We start from the raw sequence: 15,923 nt of genomic DNA, 5'->3' as shown, positions 1-15,923 counted from the left end.
AGGTGATTGTACCTGTGGTGCAATGGAATCCACATGCATCGGGGAAAGGGGTATAGGCGTGGGGGCTTGTGTCACCCAGGTAGTTTTGGCGCCGGGCAGCGCAGTGTTTTGCCGCGAGGAAACGGTGGTTCAATTTGGCATGGATGCCACCCGCGTTGGTGTGGCAGAAACGGGCAATGCGCTTTCCGTCGCGGCGGCCTTCAATACCGCTCGCGAGCCAGTGAGGCCAGAAGATTTGTCTCATCGGTTACGTGCCGCAGGGCTGGAGGAAGCGGCAGCGCTTAGCCTTATCGAGGACGCACTAGACTATGGCATCCTTTGGCCTTATAAAGAGGCCGTAGAGAAATCGGACACTCTTGTCTTAATGGGAGAATCCGCACTGGCGCAAGGCTTACGCGCACGCCTGGAGGCAGATGGATTCCAAGTTCGCATCCCGTTAGAGGACGACAATATCTTTTCCTATATCCACGACCTCGACGGCATGTATCCGGTCCTGGCCGTAGACCAGCTGCACTGCCCGCTGGATTGCGCCAATGCACTGGCGGGGACGGACACCACGTGGCTTCCGGTGTCTTTATTGGACAATCGTGGCATCATTGGGCCGGTACGCGTGCAGGGCCGAGGCCCATGCCCACTGTGTGCGCACCTGTCCCGCGTGGATACGGACCCGCGCTGGAATATCATCAGCACCCAATTACCCCGCGTGCGCCGCACCCCAGAAGCCGTGGTGCTCGATGCGGTCTCGGCACATACGCAGGTGATCATTCGGCGGCTTATGGGGCGGCCGCTGCCGCCGGGAGCGCCGACCGCGAAGCCGCGCCCTGGACAGCAGTGGGAAGTCGATGTCTACGGTCACCACCAGCAGCGCACCATCATTGCGCATCCGCGATGCCCAGTATGTTTTGGCGGAAAACCAACTTGGCTAGCTGCGCACCGAACGAATGACCTCTAGTACTTGGGCGCCATAGCGCTCCAGCTTGCTGGGGCCTACACCAGAGATGGACAGCATTTCTGCCTCATCGGCAGGAAGCTCCTCCGACATGGACTGCAGGGTGGCATCGGAAAAAATAACATAGGCCGGCACCTTTTCCTCGCGCGCAACCTGGGAACGCCACGAGCGCAAGGCAGAAAAGACCTCTTCATCTCCGCCTCCCTCGCAGTCTTCGTGGCGGCCGATAACCTTTTCGGCCGGTGTTCCCAGCAGACCTGAACATACGCGGCAGCGTTTCGGGCGGCGCGAGCGAGTCCCCTTGCCAGAGGCGTCTTCGGCCGCCGGTACGATTCCATCGAGGAAGCGGGTACGCTCGCGCGAGGCTCGCGAACCAGTGGTCTTCGCCAACGCCCACGACAGTGCGAGGTGCGCGCGGGCGCGGGTAATGCCGACATAGAACAAACGACGTTCTTCCTCAATCTGCTCATCGCCCGCCTTGATAGCGTGGTTGATAGGCATGAGCTTTTCTGTCAGCCCCACGAGAAACACCGCATCCCATTCCAAGCCCTTGGCAGCGTGCACAGTAGCTAGCGTGACGCCTTCCATAGCTGGGGCCTGTTTATCGGTGGAGCGCCGGCGCAGTTCCCCCAACACCCCGTTGAGATCTATGCCAGGAGCCGATTCCACAATCTTCTCGATGAGCCCTACCAATGCGTTGAGGGATTGCCAGCGCTCGCGGGCCTGCGCGCCCTGCGGCTCGGTGGCGCTTAGCCCCAACTCGACAAAGGCTGCGCGAGCAATTGCCACCGGATCATCCGGCAAGTCCTCACGACGGGTCGCGGCGATGAGAACGCGAATGGCCTCTAGGATCTCCGGGCGGCGGAAGAAGCCCTCGCCGCCACGGACTTGGTAGACCACTCCGGCGTCAGCAAGCGCCTGCTCAAACTGCTCCGATTGAGCGTTAATGCGGTAGAGGATGGCAATCTCAGAGGCCGGCACGCCCTGATCCAGCAGTGTGAGAACCTGGCCGGCAACCTCCTGGGCCTCAGTCTCTTCAGACTCATAGGCCTTAAAGGTGGGCTCCGGACCAGGCTCGCGCATGCCCTGCAGCTCCAAGCGTGTGCCAGCTGCACGCCCTGTGGCCTTGCCAATGACCCGATTGGCCAAGTCCGTTACCTGCGGCGTCGAGCGGTAGTCACGCTGCAACTTGACCACGGTGCCATCCGGGTACGTGCGGGAGAAATTGAGCAGGTAGTCCGGGGAGGCGCCGTTGAAGGAATAGATGGTCTGATTTGCATCACCCACCACGGTGAGATCGTCACGCTCGCCCAACCAGGCATTGAGCACCCGCTGCTGCAGCGGGGTTACGTCCTGATACTCGTCTACCACAAAGGTGCGATACTGCTCCCGGAAGGTTTCTGCAATTGCCGGCACATTTTCAATGGCACCCGCGATGTGCATGAGCAGGTCATCGAAATCCAGGTGCATCATGTCCGGTGTGGCCTTGGACTGTTCGTAGCGGCGAAAGGCCTCTGCCACCTTGGCGGGATCAGCCGGAGCGCTGCGGTCCGTAGTGGCGATCACAGACTCATAATCCTCGGCGCTCACCAGCGCGGACTTAGCCCACTCGATCTCCGCTAGGACGTCACGGATCATATCCTTGGAATTATCCAACCCCACCGAACGCACCGCGCGAGCGACCAGCGGGAATTTATTATCCAGCAACTGCCACGGAAGGTCCCCCGCTACCTGGGGCCAGAAATACTTCAGCTGGCGACGCGCCGCGGCGTGGAAGGTCTGCGCTTGTACGCCGGCCACACCCATTGTGCGCAGACGATCGCGCATCTCTCCGGCTGCCCGCGCCGTGAAGGTCACCGCGAGCACGCGTTGCGGGCTCACAAACCCTTGGTCTACCAGGTTGGCGATGCGATAGGTAATAGTGCGGGTCTTGCCCGTACCCGCGCCAGCCAAGATGCACACGGGCCCGCGCGGTGCCGTGGCCGCGCGCAGCTGATCTTCATCCAGCAGGGACAAATCCGGCTTAGTCACCATGATACCACTCCATAATCATCGTGTGTGCAATTGAACCCGGACGAGGAAGCGAAAGCCCAGACAGCTCGGAGCGCTCCACCCACCGGATCTCTTCCAGTTCCCCATCAGTATGGCAGGTGGGGTGGACATCAGCCGTTTGTGCACAAAAGCCCAGCATAAGCGAGCCGCTCGGTGGCCACGCCTGCGAGCCCCAATAACGAATATGGTCCACCCTACGCCCGGTTTCTTCGAGCGCTTCGCGTGCAAAGGCTGCCTCCGCAGTCTCGCCGGGTTCAACGTAACCAGCGATCAAAGAGAATAAGCTATTGCGGCGGCGATTACGCGCCAGCAAAATCCGGTCTGTACCGCTGAGGCGAATGAGCCCAATGACGGCGGGATCCAAGCGCGGGAAGACCAGCCGTTTCTCGTCGTGCGGATCGCGCCCAACGATTCCCGGCGCCGGGTAGTCCAGCTGGCGTCCGGTCCGCGGATCAAAGCGCTGTTCGCGTCGGTTGCGGATAAGCGCGATGGCTTGCAGGATAACCGGCTGGTCTGCAAAGAAGGTTGCACTTTCTAAACGGCCTAACTTCCCGGCGCTATCCTCCGAGACCAAGCATGCCTGCAAGGTGCCTAGGTCCACCACGACCTGCTTGCCGACGCCCCCGGGAACCTCTTTCACCAGCACAGGCTCCCCCACCGCCGTAACCGGTACGAGGCCACTAGGAGTTACTGGGAGGAACATTTAGTCCTCGTCATCATCGTCCATGACCTCAATGGGCTGTTCCATCTCGTGCTTGATATACAGCAATCGGTCTCCCGGCTTCAACGCGGAGGCGTCCGCGGTATCCACTCGGTGCAGCTCATTATTGCGCAGGACAGCAAGCACGATATCTGCCAGGTGGCGTGGGTTAGAACCAACCTCAAACTCGCGCACGGCGCGCTCTGCCACGGAGAAGCCCTCATTAGGTGAAAGCAGGTCTTCCATCATCTCCACCACCGTCGGGGTCACGGTAGCTAGGCCCAGTAGTCGGCCGGCAGTCTCAGCGGAGGTGACCACGGAATCGGCACCAGATTGCAGCAGCAGGTGACGGTTCTCAGACTCGCGAACCGACGCCACAATCTTGGCCTTGGGTGCAAGCTCTCGCACGGAAAGGCAGCACAGCACCGCTGTATCGTCCGTAGATGGGGTTACAACAATAGAGCTTGCGTGCTCTACCCCAGCGATCTTCAATACGTCTTGCTTTGTGCCGGAGCCAAAAATGGTGACTAGGCCGTGGTGCTCTGCGTGAGCTAGGGAGGCACGGTTGGTATCAATGACCACGATCTGGGAGGACGGAACATCATCGGCCAGCAGCGCGGCCACCGCTCCGGCGCCCTTGGTGCCATACCCGATAACGACGGTGTGGTTACGCAATTGCTTTCTCCAGTTCTGGATTTGGAAAGTACGTCGGGCCTTATCCGTTAGCACGGACAAGGTCGCGCCAACCAATAAAACAAGGAAGATCAGGCGGGCAGGTGTAATAAGCGTTAAGTTAATGAACCTGGCCTGCGGGGACACAGGAACGATATCGCCGTAGCCCACTGTAGTTAGCGACACCGCAGCATAGTAGGCGGAATCCAAAAGCGACATGTCCTCGCTATATCCACCGCCGTCCAAATAGACCACGACTGTCACGAAGACAACAATGCCTAAAGCCCACAGCACACGCTTGCCCAACTGACGCCACGGGCTGGAATTTTCATCCCTCGGCACCGTAATGACGTCAATGAGCGCGTGGTCCGGCTGCGAGGACAGCTCAACCTGCGGCAAGAAGCGACTCTTAAAGTGCGACTTCATAGCTCGCGCACGATTTTTGCCCACTAGCCCCGCCTTTTCTGGTCTCGAATGATTGCTCAAGAGATTGCGTGCTTACGCAACCGCTCACATACCTTAGCCCTTTTGGTGCTCAACTGACGATTCAAGGAGTTTCTTTAGCTCTTCCCCACGTGGAAGGCGGGCTGGCTCAAAGGTATAACCATCGTGCACATAGTAGAAAGCAGCGCGAATCTTCTCTCCGCCATGGATACGCCGCCATGCCTCTGCATAAACCGCAAGCTGTATCTTGGCGGCGTCCATAGCCTCCCCTTGGGGTGGGCGGCCTGTCTTCCAGTCCACCACCATCCACGTGCCGTCGTCCAAGCGGAATACCGCGTCCATGCGCCCGCGCACCACGGCCTCACCGATGGTGATTTCAAAGGGCGCTTCTACGTATTCCGGTTGACGTTGTGCCCACTCCGAGCTCAAGAAAGCTTTTTTCAGCTTTTCCAAGTCATAGTCCGCCGCCTCATCAGTACCCGGCAGCTCTTCCTCGCTCAATAGTGCAGGGCTGCCAAAGCGGTCCTCCAACCACGCGTGGAAGGCGGTACCGCGCTTGGCATAAGCATTCGGCTTAAACGGCACTGGACGGCGTTGCCTGCGTGCGAACTGGAGTGGATCTGCCCGCAGCGCAACCATGTCAGAAGCAGTCAGCTCGCTGGGTAGCTCAACGTCTACCACCGGCTGTTGCAGAGCCCTGTATTCTTCAATAAGAGCGCCAGCTTCCTGCTCCCACAACTCAAAGGTTTCACCGTGGCTGAGGTCTGGAAGTTCTTCCATTGCCTCAAGCACCGCATCGGCACCGGCAACTGCCTCAGGGTTAGCCTTCAGCGCTGGGAACTGTGCGCTCTCACCAAAGTCCTCCTCGGACGGTTCATCTGGCACGGACCATTCCACCACGTACTGCGGGAATTGCTCTTTCAGGCGCTCTAGGTATTCATAGGGCGCCTTCTTGCTCTTCCCAGAAGCGTTATTGGTTCCCGAGCCAGTAACGGTCAGCGTGGATTCGGTACGGGTCAATGCAACATAAAAAAGGCGCGCAGATTCTTCCGCCTTTAGGGCACTATCTGCTTTCTTAAATTCTTCGCAGGCGTTTTGGAACTGCGAGCGCTTTTCGGCATCCTCTGGGACCTCAATATAGTCGTCCTCCCCCGGGACCTTTTCGATCCTGCTAAGGAAGGTCTCCGCTTGCGCGTTATAGCTAGAAGAATCAGCATGCACCACGCAGACATGCTCCCATTCCAGGCCCTTGGCCTTATGCGCAGTCATAATTTGCACACGGTCCGTTGCGGCAGGCACCTCGCCCATGTCCAAACCGTCTTCCTTTTCGAGTGCAAGCGCAAAATAGTCCAAGAGTGCGTACAAAGAATCACCGTGGAAGCTAGCGACGATATCGGCAAATTTATCCAAGTGGGCCGTTCCCCCCGCGCTTCCGCGCGCCAAGACTTCGGTACGGATATTAAACAATGCCTCAATATCAGCGAAGATGTCCACCAGCGGCTTGGATAGCGAATAGGTGCGCAAGTGCCGCAGTTTGGCAGATACCTCTTCCATGCGGGCAAGGCCCTGTGGGGTATAGCGGTCCCTCTCCCCCAAGTCAGCCAGGGCGTCGGCAAGGCCAACGCGCTGATCCGGTTCTTCTGCGGTGACATCTTCCAACTGCGCTCGCAGGTAATCTTCCGGGTCCATTCCTGGTTCCCAACGCAAGCGCTCCTCCCTTGCTCCGGCGAGGTTTCGTTGACGCGAAGCGAGGGCTTGAATATCGCTAATCCCCAAACCGCACATAGGGCCAGCCAGTACCCGCACTGCTGCAGACAGATCTTCTGGGCGTACGAGCATCGTGGCAATGGCCACGAGATCCTGGATTTCTGGCTGCCACAACAAACCACCGAGACCGATGATTTCATTAGGTACGCCCGCCTTGTCTAAGGCCGCAGCGATTGGCGCGGACTGCCTATTTTTACGCACCAAAACCGCTGCGCTGAAGGTGTCTCCCTCGCGTTTGTCCCACTGCTTTTTCAAATGCTCGGCGATAAATTCGCGCTCGCGATTTTCGCTTTCAAAGTAGGCCAGCTGGATTTCACCCTCGCCTTTATGTGGGGCGGCAGAAAGTTCATCCACGGGACGCTCAACGCCTTCAAATACCCTCTCCGCCACTGAGTTAGCCAAATCCAGCGCACCCGAAGGGTTGCGCCACGAGGTGGTCAATTGGTCCTTCGGAGCAGGTGTGCCCGGCGCGACTGGAAAATCCTCCACGAAGGCGGTGAGGTTTTCAGAGGTCGCGCCGCGCCAGCCGTAGATGGCCTGCATTGGATCGCCTACAGCCGTAACAGACAGTTCATCTTTCTCGCCGCCGAAAAGGCTTCGAAGTAGAACGCGCTGGGCATAGGAGGTGTCTTGGTACTCATCCAACATGACAACCTTGTAGCGCTGGGATTGTTGCCTGCCCACAACAGGATAATCACGCGCTACTCGGGCGGCGACAGACATTTGCTCGCCAAAGGTGATGACTTGTCGCTCGGATTGTTCCTTTTTCAGGGCCTCCAGCAGCGGTACGTACTGCACACGGCGTTCCTGTGTCTGTATATAGCCCAGCAGTTTTTGAGAGTATTCGGGGCCATTCTTCTTCGATTTGTCAAGGTTATCGATATCTGCGCGAAAATCGCGCGCATGCTCAGCGATATGGCTCGTGTCTTTGAGACCGTTATCAATATCTTGGCTGAGGCTCAGCAGGGTCTCGGTGATTGTGGCTAGGGTGCGATCGTCTTCTAGTTGGCCGGTGTAATTGCGCACCACATCGTAGGCTAAGGAATAGCGCTCGGCCTCAGTAATGATGCGCGCGGTGGGCTCAACCGGAACTAATAGGCCGTATTCACGAACGAGTTCTCCGGCGTAGGAGTCATAGGTGGATACCTTCGGCGCAATGTTTTCTAATGCTTCTGCCACATCGCTGCCTGGTGGGATGAGACCGGAATCGCGCAGTTGAATCAGCTGCTTGCGAATGCGTTGCTCCAGCTGTTGCGCGGCTTTGCGGGTAAAGGTCAGGCCAAGAACCTGTTCAGGTCGCACATAACCATTGGCCACCAAATACACCACGCGCGAGGCCATGGTTTCTGTCTTGCCAGCACCAGCGCCGGCAACCACGAGTTTAGGGCTAAATGGGCCTTCAATGACATGGGCTTGTTCGTCGGTAGGCGGGAAATCCTTGCCCAAGGCCGCAGCGATTTGCTGTGGGGAAAAGTTGCTCTTAGGCATCGGTGGTCATCCTTCCTTCTTCCTGCACGGGGCAGATGGAGCGAATTGGGCATTTGTCGCAGTCTTTATTGGTACGCGCAGTAATGCGCGGACCACGCATTTCCTCCACCAGCGGGGGCAGAAGCGCGGCGAATTCTTCGAGTGCTTCCGGAGATTTATCGCTTTGCCAAATCTCGCCAATCTTCTTAGTGGTTGCGCCTGGGTAAACCAGCACCCCTCCCTGGCGCGGCATTCCTTCACCGTCGTGGACCTGATGGCCGTCGAATGCACCGTGGGCAAGCGCGAGCTGATAGGTCATTAACTGCACATGGTCTTCGGCTTCTTTCTTGGCCGGTTGGTTTTTCCCGGTCTTGAGGTCCACGACCAAGTAGTTTCCTTCTTCATCGCGAAGGAGACGGTCCATATAGCCGCCGATGCGCACGCCTTCACCGACATGTACGCCCACAGGAATTTCCACGCCCACTAGTTCTTGATTGACCTCAGATTGGCGCGCCCATTCGCGGGCGCGGTCCAATAGCGCGGAAAACTCATCGAGTTTGAATCGCAATTGCCACTGCGGGACGTCCTGGATGCGCTCGAAAGCCTCCATCACCAAAAGCTTGGCCTTTTCCGCATCCATACCGCGGCCAATGGCTTCAAAGAAGGCGTGGGCCAACGTACCGCGGAGCAGGTGTTCCTCGGTACTTGGATCCTCAGCCACATTGCCCAGCACAGCCTTGAGCGGGCAGTTGAGCAACGCTTCTACCCGGGAGGGCGACAAACTGCCGCTGGTATGCAACGGCAGTTCAGCCGCAACGGAACGCGCCGACCACCACTGCTCCGGGTGGGCGCCGGGGATCTCGGCCGCCGCTAACCGCGCGAGCTGGCGGGCAGCTTGCTTGCGTTCAACCTCACCAGATTCCGGATTGCTAACTACGCGGCGCAGCTGTGCGACAAAGGCCGGTACGGACAACACCGCAACATCGAGTGGATCAATCTCCAAACCATCGCGCAAAGAAACGGGTGCGGGTTCGGGCACATCGAGGCCCAATTCGCGCGGGAGTTGGGCGCGGCGCAGCGCCCGCTTTGCTTGGCGACGCGCAGCTTGACCGGGAACATCGACACCACGTCCGGCGAATTCGTCGATGAACCGAGAAGGCTCGGAGACCGTATCGCCCTCTGGATTCTCCACGGCAGTAATGAGCAAGCGCTTTCGGTGGCGGGTGGTAGCGACGTGGAAGAGACGACGCTCCTCTGCCAAGCGGGAGGCGATGTGGCTGACGGGAGTATCGGGATCAATATCGTGGTCGAGGAGATCGATAAGATCTTCTTGCCCGAAGATGGAGCCAGTCTCTCCTAGCGAAGGCCAGCTGCCTTCCTGGGCGCCGGCCACGATGACGGTATCCCATTCGCGGCCCACTGCACCGTGCGCGGTCAGGATTTCTACGGCCTGCGGAATGGCGGTACGGCGGTCACGCACGCCGGTGGGAAGTTCTTGTTCAGTGATATGGGTCAAAAACGCGCTCAGTGAAGAATCCGGGCGGCGTTCTACGTAGTCTCCAGCAGCGTCAAAAAGCGCCATCATTGCATCTAGGTCGCGGTCGGCCTGCGAGCCCGTTGCACCACCGCGCAAGGCCGAGGCCTGTAGACGGTTGTCCAGGTCGGTAGCACTCCACACAGCCCACAGAATCTCCTCCACCGAAGCGCCGGAAGTGAGCGCTTCCCGGCCGGCACTGAGCACTGCACGAACGCGTTCGAGGATCGAATATTCCCGTTCAGTGAGCTGTCCGTTGAAGTCTGGGAGCTCGCCGTAGAGAAGGCCCCGGAGGCTATCGATGCCCCGAGTGGTGGAATCCCAGCGGCGCAAGCCACGGATCAGTCGGCGCAGGGTGACAGGATCGGCGCCACCCACAGGTCCGGTGAGTAGTTCTTCCAACTCAGAGTTAGATAGTTCCTCCTCCAAGGCGCGCAGCGCAAGCAACACAGCGGAGACCAAACGCTGTTCGGCCAAGACAACGTCGGTGGGATTGATATGTACGGGCACACCGGCGGCTAGGAGGGTGCGGCGCATTTGGCCAATGCCACTAGTAGAGCGCACAATGACAGCGATGTCGCGCCAGGGCACGGCATCTTCCAAGTGGCGGCGGCGCACGGTATTAGCTACGACGTCGCGCAGCCGACCGTCCGAATCCACGATAGAGATGCACGCCGGTGTGGGCCTGCGGTAGGACTCGGTGAGCTCAATGTCATGCTCGGCTGGAAAGTCCTGCAAAAAGCGCGAGCTAGCACCACGGAAGGCAAAGACGGATTGGGCTGTATCGCCACCCACAACTACGAGGTTGGCCTGCGCAGCCAGCTCACGAATGAGTTTTCCTGCGGTGGGGTCGAGCAGTTGAGCATCATCGACGACAATGGTGTGGAAGGGATGATCGCGCAGTAACTCAGGGCGCTGGAGAACCGCGGTAACCAACTCTGCAGCAGAGTATGAATGGGCACGGGAGAGGAGCTGCACGCGCTCATACTCGCGCAGAAATTCGCCCGCGGCGGACCACATAGGGCGGCCATATTCGTGGCCTAGGCGCTCCAGGTCTCCTGGACCCAGACCTCGTTCAATGGAGCGCAAAAGGAAATCGCGCAACTGCCGCGCAAAGCCCACATATTCCAGCGCGGGGCGCATCTCTTCTGGCCAGGATCCGTGGCCGTCCTCTGCTTGACCGATAAGTAGCTCCCGAATGACGGCATCTTGTTCCGCACCGGTAATGAGCCGCAACTCCTCCTCGGCCGCCGTGCGCAGTAATGCAAAAGCCAAGGAGTGCACAGACCGCACCATTGAGGTCTGCGCGGCGTAATTCTCGAGGCGTTCAGAAAGTTCGCGGCGCAATCGGGCACCGGATTCCTTCGAGGGCGCAATAACGAGAATGCCGGAGGGATCCGCGCCAGTTTCCTGGGCTCTGTCCAGGGCATGAATGACGGTATCGATAAGGAAGCTCGACACGCCACTGCCTGCCGCACCGGTTACTTTCCAGGAACCGGATTCGGGCAGGTCAACCGGCCAGCTGCGGGCCGTGGCGGACGGGGTACGGGGAACGAGGCGCACTTGCGGGGACGGTGGGAGGACCACTCCCGCGCGCGCGGTGGAATGGGGGTCGTAACTCACCGCTCCAGTATGGCAGATGCCCGCGACACCAGATATTGCTCCACCCGTTCAATGTGCGAACGCGTGTTTGAACGTGAAGCAGGATGCAGATCGTTGATATGACGACGATACGACACTGCACGCAAGAGCAGCTCCTGCATGCCCGGCACGTGACTAAAGCGTTGGCAGATCTCATCATCAACCGCCTGAGCAATAAGCCCGTCGACGATGACTAGGGCGGCGCTCCAACCGGCTGGGCGCGGAAATTCGCTCGGCACAATGTCCACGATTCCCGGCGGGTTGGCGCCGTGATAGACCGTGGTGGTGAGAAGAGCGGTGTGGGCGGGGATAAGGGGGACGTCGGCAAGCAGAGCTGGGCGATAGGCCTCCCCCGTTTCTCCCCACGCGGCGCGCTCCGCGCGAGCAAAGACATCGTCACGCTGCCCGGTGGGAAGTGCCACCTCGGCCATAGCCGTATCAAGGCGCAGCGCCATCTGTGCGGTTTCATCAATGCGCCCCCGGACCTGCCCCGGAATAAACTGCGTGGCCTTCCAGCCAGCGGCCGTATGACGGCCATCGCTAGATAAAATTGGCCGGGAAACCCGGGCGCCTTGCACACTTAGGCGCTCGCGCGTCTTGGCGGACCATGCAGCAAAAGGACCGGCCTGCGAATAGACCACGTCCCCCACCTTGATGCCGTTATCCCACACCGGGCCTAATTGATCGCCCTGAGCGCGGCGAGTACCGGTAGCACCAGTTTCCGCGTGAAAGGCGCTTAAAACATGCTCTGGGGGAAGCGGCATCCTTAATTCCTATTCGGGTTGGTGGGGATCCTTATTATCCGGGTTGGGGAAAGGCCACGGGTTAGCTGCACAGGTCACGTCCTCATCAGGATAGACCTCGCTGGGATTGCGATCGTGCAATTCCTTGTTGTTAAGGTCCAAGGTCTGCTGCATCATGATCGGCGCTAGCTTACCCTGGCCGCCACACGGCTGGTGGGCCGCATAGCCAATGGCATGGCCCATCTCGTGGTTGATGACGTACTGGCGGTAATTGCCCATATCGCCCTCAAAAGGCGTAGCGCCGCGTACCCAGCGGGCCTCGTTGAGGATGGTGGTGGACTCTCCAGTAATGGTGGTGTGGCAGGAAGTTTCCGTTTCAATCTTCTCACCACAGCGCTCCGCAGCTGTACCCAGAGAAGTCAGTTGGATGCGGGTATCTGGATCCGCATCAGAGGCCACGTGCTCGAACTCGAAGTCCTTATGCGCGGTCCAGCCGCGCGGATCAGAAAGGGTGGCCTCCACCATGGCTGCAAAAGAATCATCGCCGCCATACGGTGCGGTATTGAGGCCATCTTCCACCTCGATGGAATAGCGCACCTTCTGCGCGCCACCCTTACCGGCTACGGCGCCGGGCTCGCCCACCTCATGGAAAGTGCCCTTTCCCTGCTTGGTAAACGCCCCACCGGGCGGCATCTCACTAATTTCCCGTTTGACCGCTTCCGCATCAGCCGGATCAGGCCCGATTTTCTCGGCACTCGTCGGGGCAGCTGTGGTAGTTTCTTCCGCCCCTTCTTCAGAGGAGGAAGCGGTGGCGATATCGACAATGAACCAGATGGTCAAGGCGATCATCAAAGGGATAGCCACCACGCGCCACCAGCCATATTGACGCGCAAACCGGACCACCGCATTAGGGTGGTCCGGCGAATGGCCCTGGCTCCGGTGAGCGTGGCGAGTCTCCCTGTCTTCCATGGGGCCTTAGGTTACCCGTTTATTTTTAAAAATCTGAATCAGCAGACCGGTGCGCTCGTCTTTAGGCGCCGGCGAATCCCACGGCGTGCTTCTTCGCAATGCCCACCTCAACGTAGACCACGCGGTCAGTGCGCACGAGGTACTTGCGGCCCTTGTCATCTTCCAGTTCCAAGGTGGAGTTATCCGCCAGGGCGCTATTGATCTTCTGCGTCAGCTCAGCCTGGTCACCTGCAGCGCTAATGACCAGCTCGCGAGCGGTGTCTGCGAAGCCAAACTTGATATCCATGAGGGTTCCTCCTCTAACTAGAGTTTTATTGTCAATGGCCCCACTATAACCATCCCGGCTACTATCAAGGTGTGTCTGACATAAAATCCCAGCCACCGAGCTTCGCGGAACTCGGCGTTGCGGCCGAAATCTGCGATGGACTCGCCACCCGTGGCATCACGCGTACTTTTGCAATCCAGGAATTAACCCTGCCCATCGCTTTGTCCGGTCAGGATTTGATTGGCCAAGCGCGCACCGGCATGGGCAAAACCTACGGCTTTGGCGTGCCGCTTTTGGATCGTGTCTTTGATGATGCCGATATCGAAGAGCTCGATGGCACCCCGCGCGCCCTCGTGGTGGTCCCCACCCGTGAGCTTGCCCAGCAGGTCACCAAAGACCTGCAGGTAGCCGCCGCTGACATACCGGTGCGTTTGGTTTCCATCTACGGAGGCCGGCCCTACGAGGAACAGATCACAAAGCTCAATAAGGGCGCCGATGTCATCATCGGTACACCTGGCCGCCTGATCGATCTCCACGAGCGCGGCAATCTGCAACTAGACCGCGTGGCCATCTTGGTACTCGATGAAGCCGACGAGATGCTAGATTTGGGCTTTTTACCCTCGGTGGAGGCCATCCTGCAGGCTCTGGATGGCAATGCGCACCAGACCATGCTCTTTTCCGCTACGATGCCGGGCGCGATTTTAACGCTGGCCCGCCGTTTTATGGATAAGCCCATCCATATCCGCGCCGAATCGGGCGAGCAGGATTTCACTCATTCCTCCACCCGCAAGGTCACCTTCCAAGCTCACCGCATGGATAAGGTTGCCATCGTCGCGCACGCCCTGCAGGCTGCCGACCGCGGGCGCACCATCATCTTCGCCCGCACCAAGCGAGCGGCCGCCCATTTGGCCGATGATCTCGCCCGGCGCGGCTTCCGCGTGGGAGCCGTCCACGGCGACCTTGGGCAAAAGTCCCGCGAGAAATCCCTGCAGGCCTTCCGCTCCGGCCAGGTAGACATCCTGGTCGCCACCGATATTGCTGCCCGCGGTATCGACGTCGATGATGTCACTCACGTCATCAACTACCAGGTACCAGATGATCCAATGACCTTTGTCCACCGTATTGGTCGCACGGGTCGCGCCGGGCATACCGGTACCGCCATCACCTTGGTGGGCTACGATGAGCTGGGCAAATGGCAAGTCATTAACGATGAGCTGGATTTGGGAGAGCCGGAGCCGCCACAATGGTTTTCTACTTCCCCAGAGCTGGCCCAAGCGCTAGACATCCCCGCGGATGCTGAGGAGACCGTAGGCCCCGAGACCAAGGTTGTAGGCCAGGTTTCAGTCCGCGAGAAATCCCCCACCCGTACCACTGCGCGCCGCGGCAGCTCCCGGCGCCGACGAGGAGGCCGCCGATGACTAAGGCTCCCATTTTGCGTTCCACGCTCTCTGATTGGAAGGCCACCGGCATCATTGCCGTGGTCTGCGCCATCGCGGTAGGCGGTGCAGCCGTCACTGCCAATATCAATCAGGCACATTTGAGCCAGGCGGCCGTTCCTGGGGAAAAGGATGCACCCGCACTTTCCACAGTCCCGACTAACCTCCACGAGTCCTTCAGCCTCCCCAATGAACCGGTGCCTGGCCAATACCGGGCGGTTTCGGCGCACGGCCTGACCATCACGCATGCGGATCACACGCTCACGGCTACCAATCCGGACGGTTCCGAAGCATGGACCTATGAGCGCACTGACGCCGAACTGTGCTCACTGTCTGCTGCATGGGGCAAGATAGTAGCTACTTATAAGACCGGTGTGGGCTGCGGAGATACCGTGGCGATTGATGCCGCGACTGGTGAGTATGACAGCACCCGTAGTGCCATAAATTCGGACGAGGTAGTACCCATATCCTCCAATGACCGGGTAGGAACGGCCTCCACCGACCGCATCGATCTGTGGCGCTCGGATATGGTGCGTACCGTGGAATACGGTGACGTGGAGGCAAAACAAGAACCGGACAAGCAACCGCATGAGGATTGCACGCTCAGCTCGGCCCTTACCCGTACCGAGAACTTAGCCCTGACCGAGTCCTGCCCCGATAAGCCGAATACCACCTGGTTGCGCTTCCAAGACACCACCCCCGATGATTCCCGTCAACCGGACATCGCCGCCGATGTGGACATTGCTACCGATGGCGCCCGCCTTGTCGCCGTAGGCCAAAAGGCCGCCGCCGTATACCGGCCAGGACCACACCCCTCCATCGAGTCATATAACAATGAAGGTAAAAAGCTCGACTCTTCCCCAGCAGAGCCTTCTCCGGCTATAGACACCGGCGACTCCCCCTTCGCGCCGGCAACTGCGGACTTGCCGCACCATATGACCTGGTTTGATGGCTCCCGGCTTTACCTCTTTAAGCCGAGCGACCTCTCGGTTGATCGCATCGTGGAAGAGGCCATCGGCACCCCCATCGCTGTCAACGAGCAGATGCTGGTGCCTACCAAAGAAGGAATTGCAGTCATGGACTGGTCCACTGGCAAGACCCTGCGAACCATCCCGGTTGACCGCGGCGCCTACCACGGTGCCGTTTATCTCACTTTAGCGGGCGAGACCATTGTGGAAGCCCGCGGCGATAAGGTAGTGGGCCTTAGCGCCGATTAGTACCCCACCATCGCATAAAAAGGCCGCGCATTCCGGGTTTTCCCGGGCGCGGCCTTTTTACACGTGA

Annotated in this window: 11 protein-coding genes; 3 read left to right on the top strand and 8 right to left on the bottom strand. The window is 59.3% G+C overall.

What is annotated here, in order from left to right:
- The first annotated feature begins 58 nt into the window (after nucleotides 1-58).
- The gene (locus QP904_RS09620) at nucleotides 59-952 is read left to right on the top strand and encodes a bacteriocin biosynthesis cyclodehydratase domain-containing protein (RefSeq protein ID WP_023029506.1); all 894 of its coding nucleotides are present in this window, start codon (nucleotides 59-61) and stop codon (nucleotides 950-952) included.
- On the opposite strand, the gene QP904_RS09615 is transcribed toward QP904_RS09620, so the two are convergent.
- The 8 genes from QP904_RS09615 to QP904_RS09580 all read right to left on the bottom strand — a co-directional run bounded on the left by QP904_RS09615 (nucleotide 923) and on the right by QP904_RS09580 (nucleotide 13,224).
- Nucleotides 923-2,980, bottom strand: a complete 2,058-nt coding sequence (locus QP904_RS09615) for an ATP-dependent DNA helicase UvrD2 (RefSeq protein WP_284835985.1) — start codon at nucleotides 2,978-2,980, stop codon at nucleotides 923-925. The two genes, QP904_RS09620 and QP904_RS09615, sit on opposite strands and share 30 nt — an antisense overlap.
- Complete coding sequence (locus QP904_RS09610) at nucleotides 2,973-3,704, bottom strand: NAD(+) diphosphatase (protein WP_023020801.1); 732 nt, start codon at nucleotides 3,702-3,704, stop codon at nucleotides 2,973-2,975. Before QP904_RS09610 ends, QP904_RS09615 begins: the two co-directional genes overlap by 8 nt.
- Nucleotides 3,705-4,799, bottom strand: a complete 1,095-nt coding sequence (locus QP904_RS09605; protein WP_034655803.1) for a potassium channel family protein — start codon at nucleotides 4,797-4,799, stop codon at nucleotides 3,705-3,707.
- Between the two features lie 93 nt (nucleotides 4,800-4,892).
- The gene (locus QP904_RS09600) at nucleotides 4,893-8,072 is read right to left on the bottom strand and encodes an ATP-dependent helicase (protein ID WP_284835975.1); all 3,180 of its coding nucleotides are present in this window, start codon (nucleotides 8,070-8,072) and stop codon (nucleotides 4,893-4,895) included.
- Entirely contained in the window at nucleotides 8,065-11,172 is a 3,108-nt protein-coding gene (locus QP904_RS09595; protein ID WP_284835984.1) for an ATP-dependent helicase, read from the bottom strand. Before QP904_RS09595 ends, QP904_RS09600 begins: the two co-directional genes overlap by 8 nt.
- 32 nt (nucleotides 11,173-11,204) lie before the next feature.
- Nucleotides 11,205-11,990, bottom strand: coding sequence for a hypothetical protein (locus QP904_RS09590; RefSeq protein WP_259824870.1), 786 nt, complete (start codon nucleotides 11,988-11,990; stop codon nucleotides 11,205-11,207).
- A 9-nt stretch (nucleotides 11,991-11,999) separates the two neighbouring features.
- On the bottom strand, nucleotides 12,000-12,938 hold the full coding sequence (locus QP904_RS09585) for a DUF3152 domain-containing protein (protein WP_284835974.1): 939 nt from the start codon (nucleotides 12,936-12,938) through the stop codon (nucleotides 12,000-12,002).
- A 61-nt stretch (nucleotides 12,939-12,999) separates the two neighbouring features.
- A complete protein-coding gene (locus tag QP904_RS09580) occupies nucleotides 13,000-13,224 on the bottom strand; it encodes a DUF3107 domain-containing protein (RefSeq protein WP_005322370.1) in 225 nt (74 codons plus the stop codon).
- A gap of 71 nt (nucleotides 13,225-13,295) precedes the next feature.
- On the opposite strand from QP904_RS09580, the gene QP904_RS09575 reads away from it, so the two are divergent.
- The gene (locus QP904_RS09575) at nucleotides 13,296-14,621 is read left to right on the top strand and encodes a DEAD/DEAH box helicase (RefSeq protein WP_023020794.1); all 1,326 of its coding nucleotides are present in this window, start codon (nucleotides 13,296-13,298) and stop codon (nucleotides 14,619-14,621) included.
- On the top strand, nucleotides 14,618-15,856 hold the full coding sequence (locus QP904_RS09570) for an Rv3212 family protein (protein WP_200288054.1): 1,239 nt from the start codon (nucleotides 14,618-14,620) through the stop codon (nucleotides 15,854-15,856). The genes QP904_RS09575 and QP904_RS09570 overlap by 4 nt, the downstream gene beginning before the upstream one ends.
- Nucleotides 15,857-15,923 lie beyond the last annotated feature (67 nt).

Source organism: Corynebacterium nasorum (assembly GCF_030229765.1).
GTDB classification, from domain to species: Bacteria; Actinomycetota; Actinomycetes; order Mycobacteriales; family Mycobacteriaceae; genus Corynebacterium; species Corynebacterium kefirresidentii.
This window is presented reverse-complemented; position numbering and strand designations above follow the sequence as displayed.

Excerpts from the sequence above, each read along its gene's own strand:
- QP904_RS09610 (WP_023020801.1), bottom strand. The coding sequence starts at position 3,704 with ATGTTCCTCCCAGTAACTCCTAGTGGCCTCGTACCGGTTACGGCGGTG.
- QP904_RS09605 (WP_034655803.1), bottom strand. The coding sequence starts at position 4,799 with ATGAAGTCGCACTTTAAGAGTCGCTTCTTGCCGCAGGTTGAGCTGTCC.
- QP904_RS09600 (WP_284835975.1), bottom strand. The coding sequence starts at position 8,072 with ATGCCTAAGAGCAACTTTTCCCCACAGCAAATCGCTGCGGCCTTGGGC.
- QP904_RS09590 (WP_259824870.1), bottom strand. The coding sequence starts at position 11,990 with ATGCCGCTTCCCCCAGAGCATGTTTTAAGCGCCTTTCACGCGGAAACT.
- QP904_RS09585 (WP_284835974.1), bottom strand. The coding sequence starts at position 12,938 with ATGGAAGACAGGGAGACTCGCCACGCTCACCGGAGCCAGGGCCATTCG.
- QP904_RS09580 (WP_005322370.1), bottom strand. The coding sequence starts at position 13,224 with ATGGATATCAAGTTTGGCTTCGCAGACACCGCTCGCGAGCTGGTCATT.
- QP904_RS09570 (WP_200288054.1), top strand. The coding sequence starts at position 14,618 with ATGACTAAGGCTCCCATTTTGCGTTCCACGCTCTCTGATTGGAAGGCC.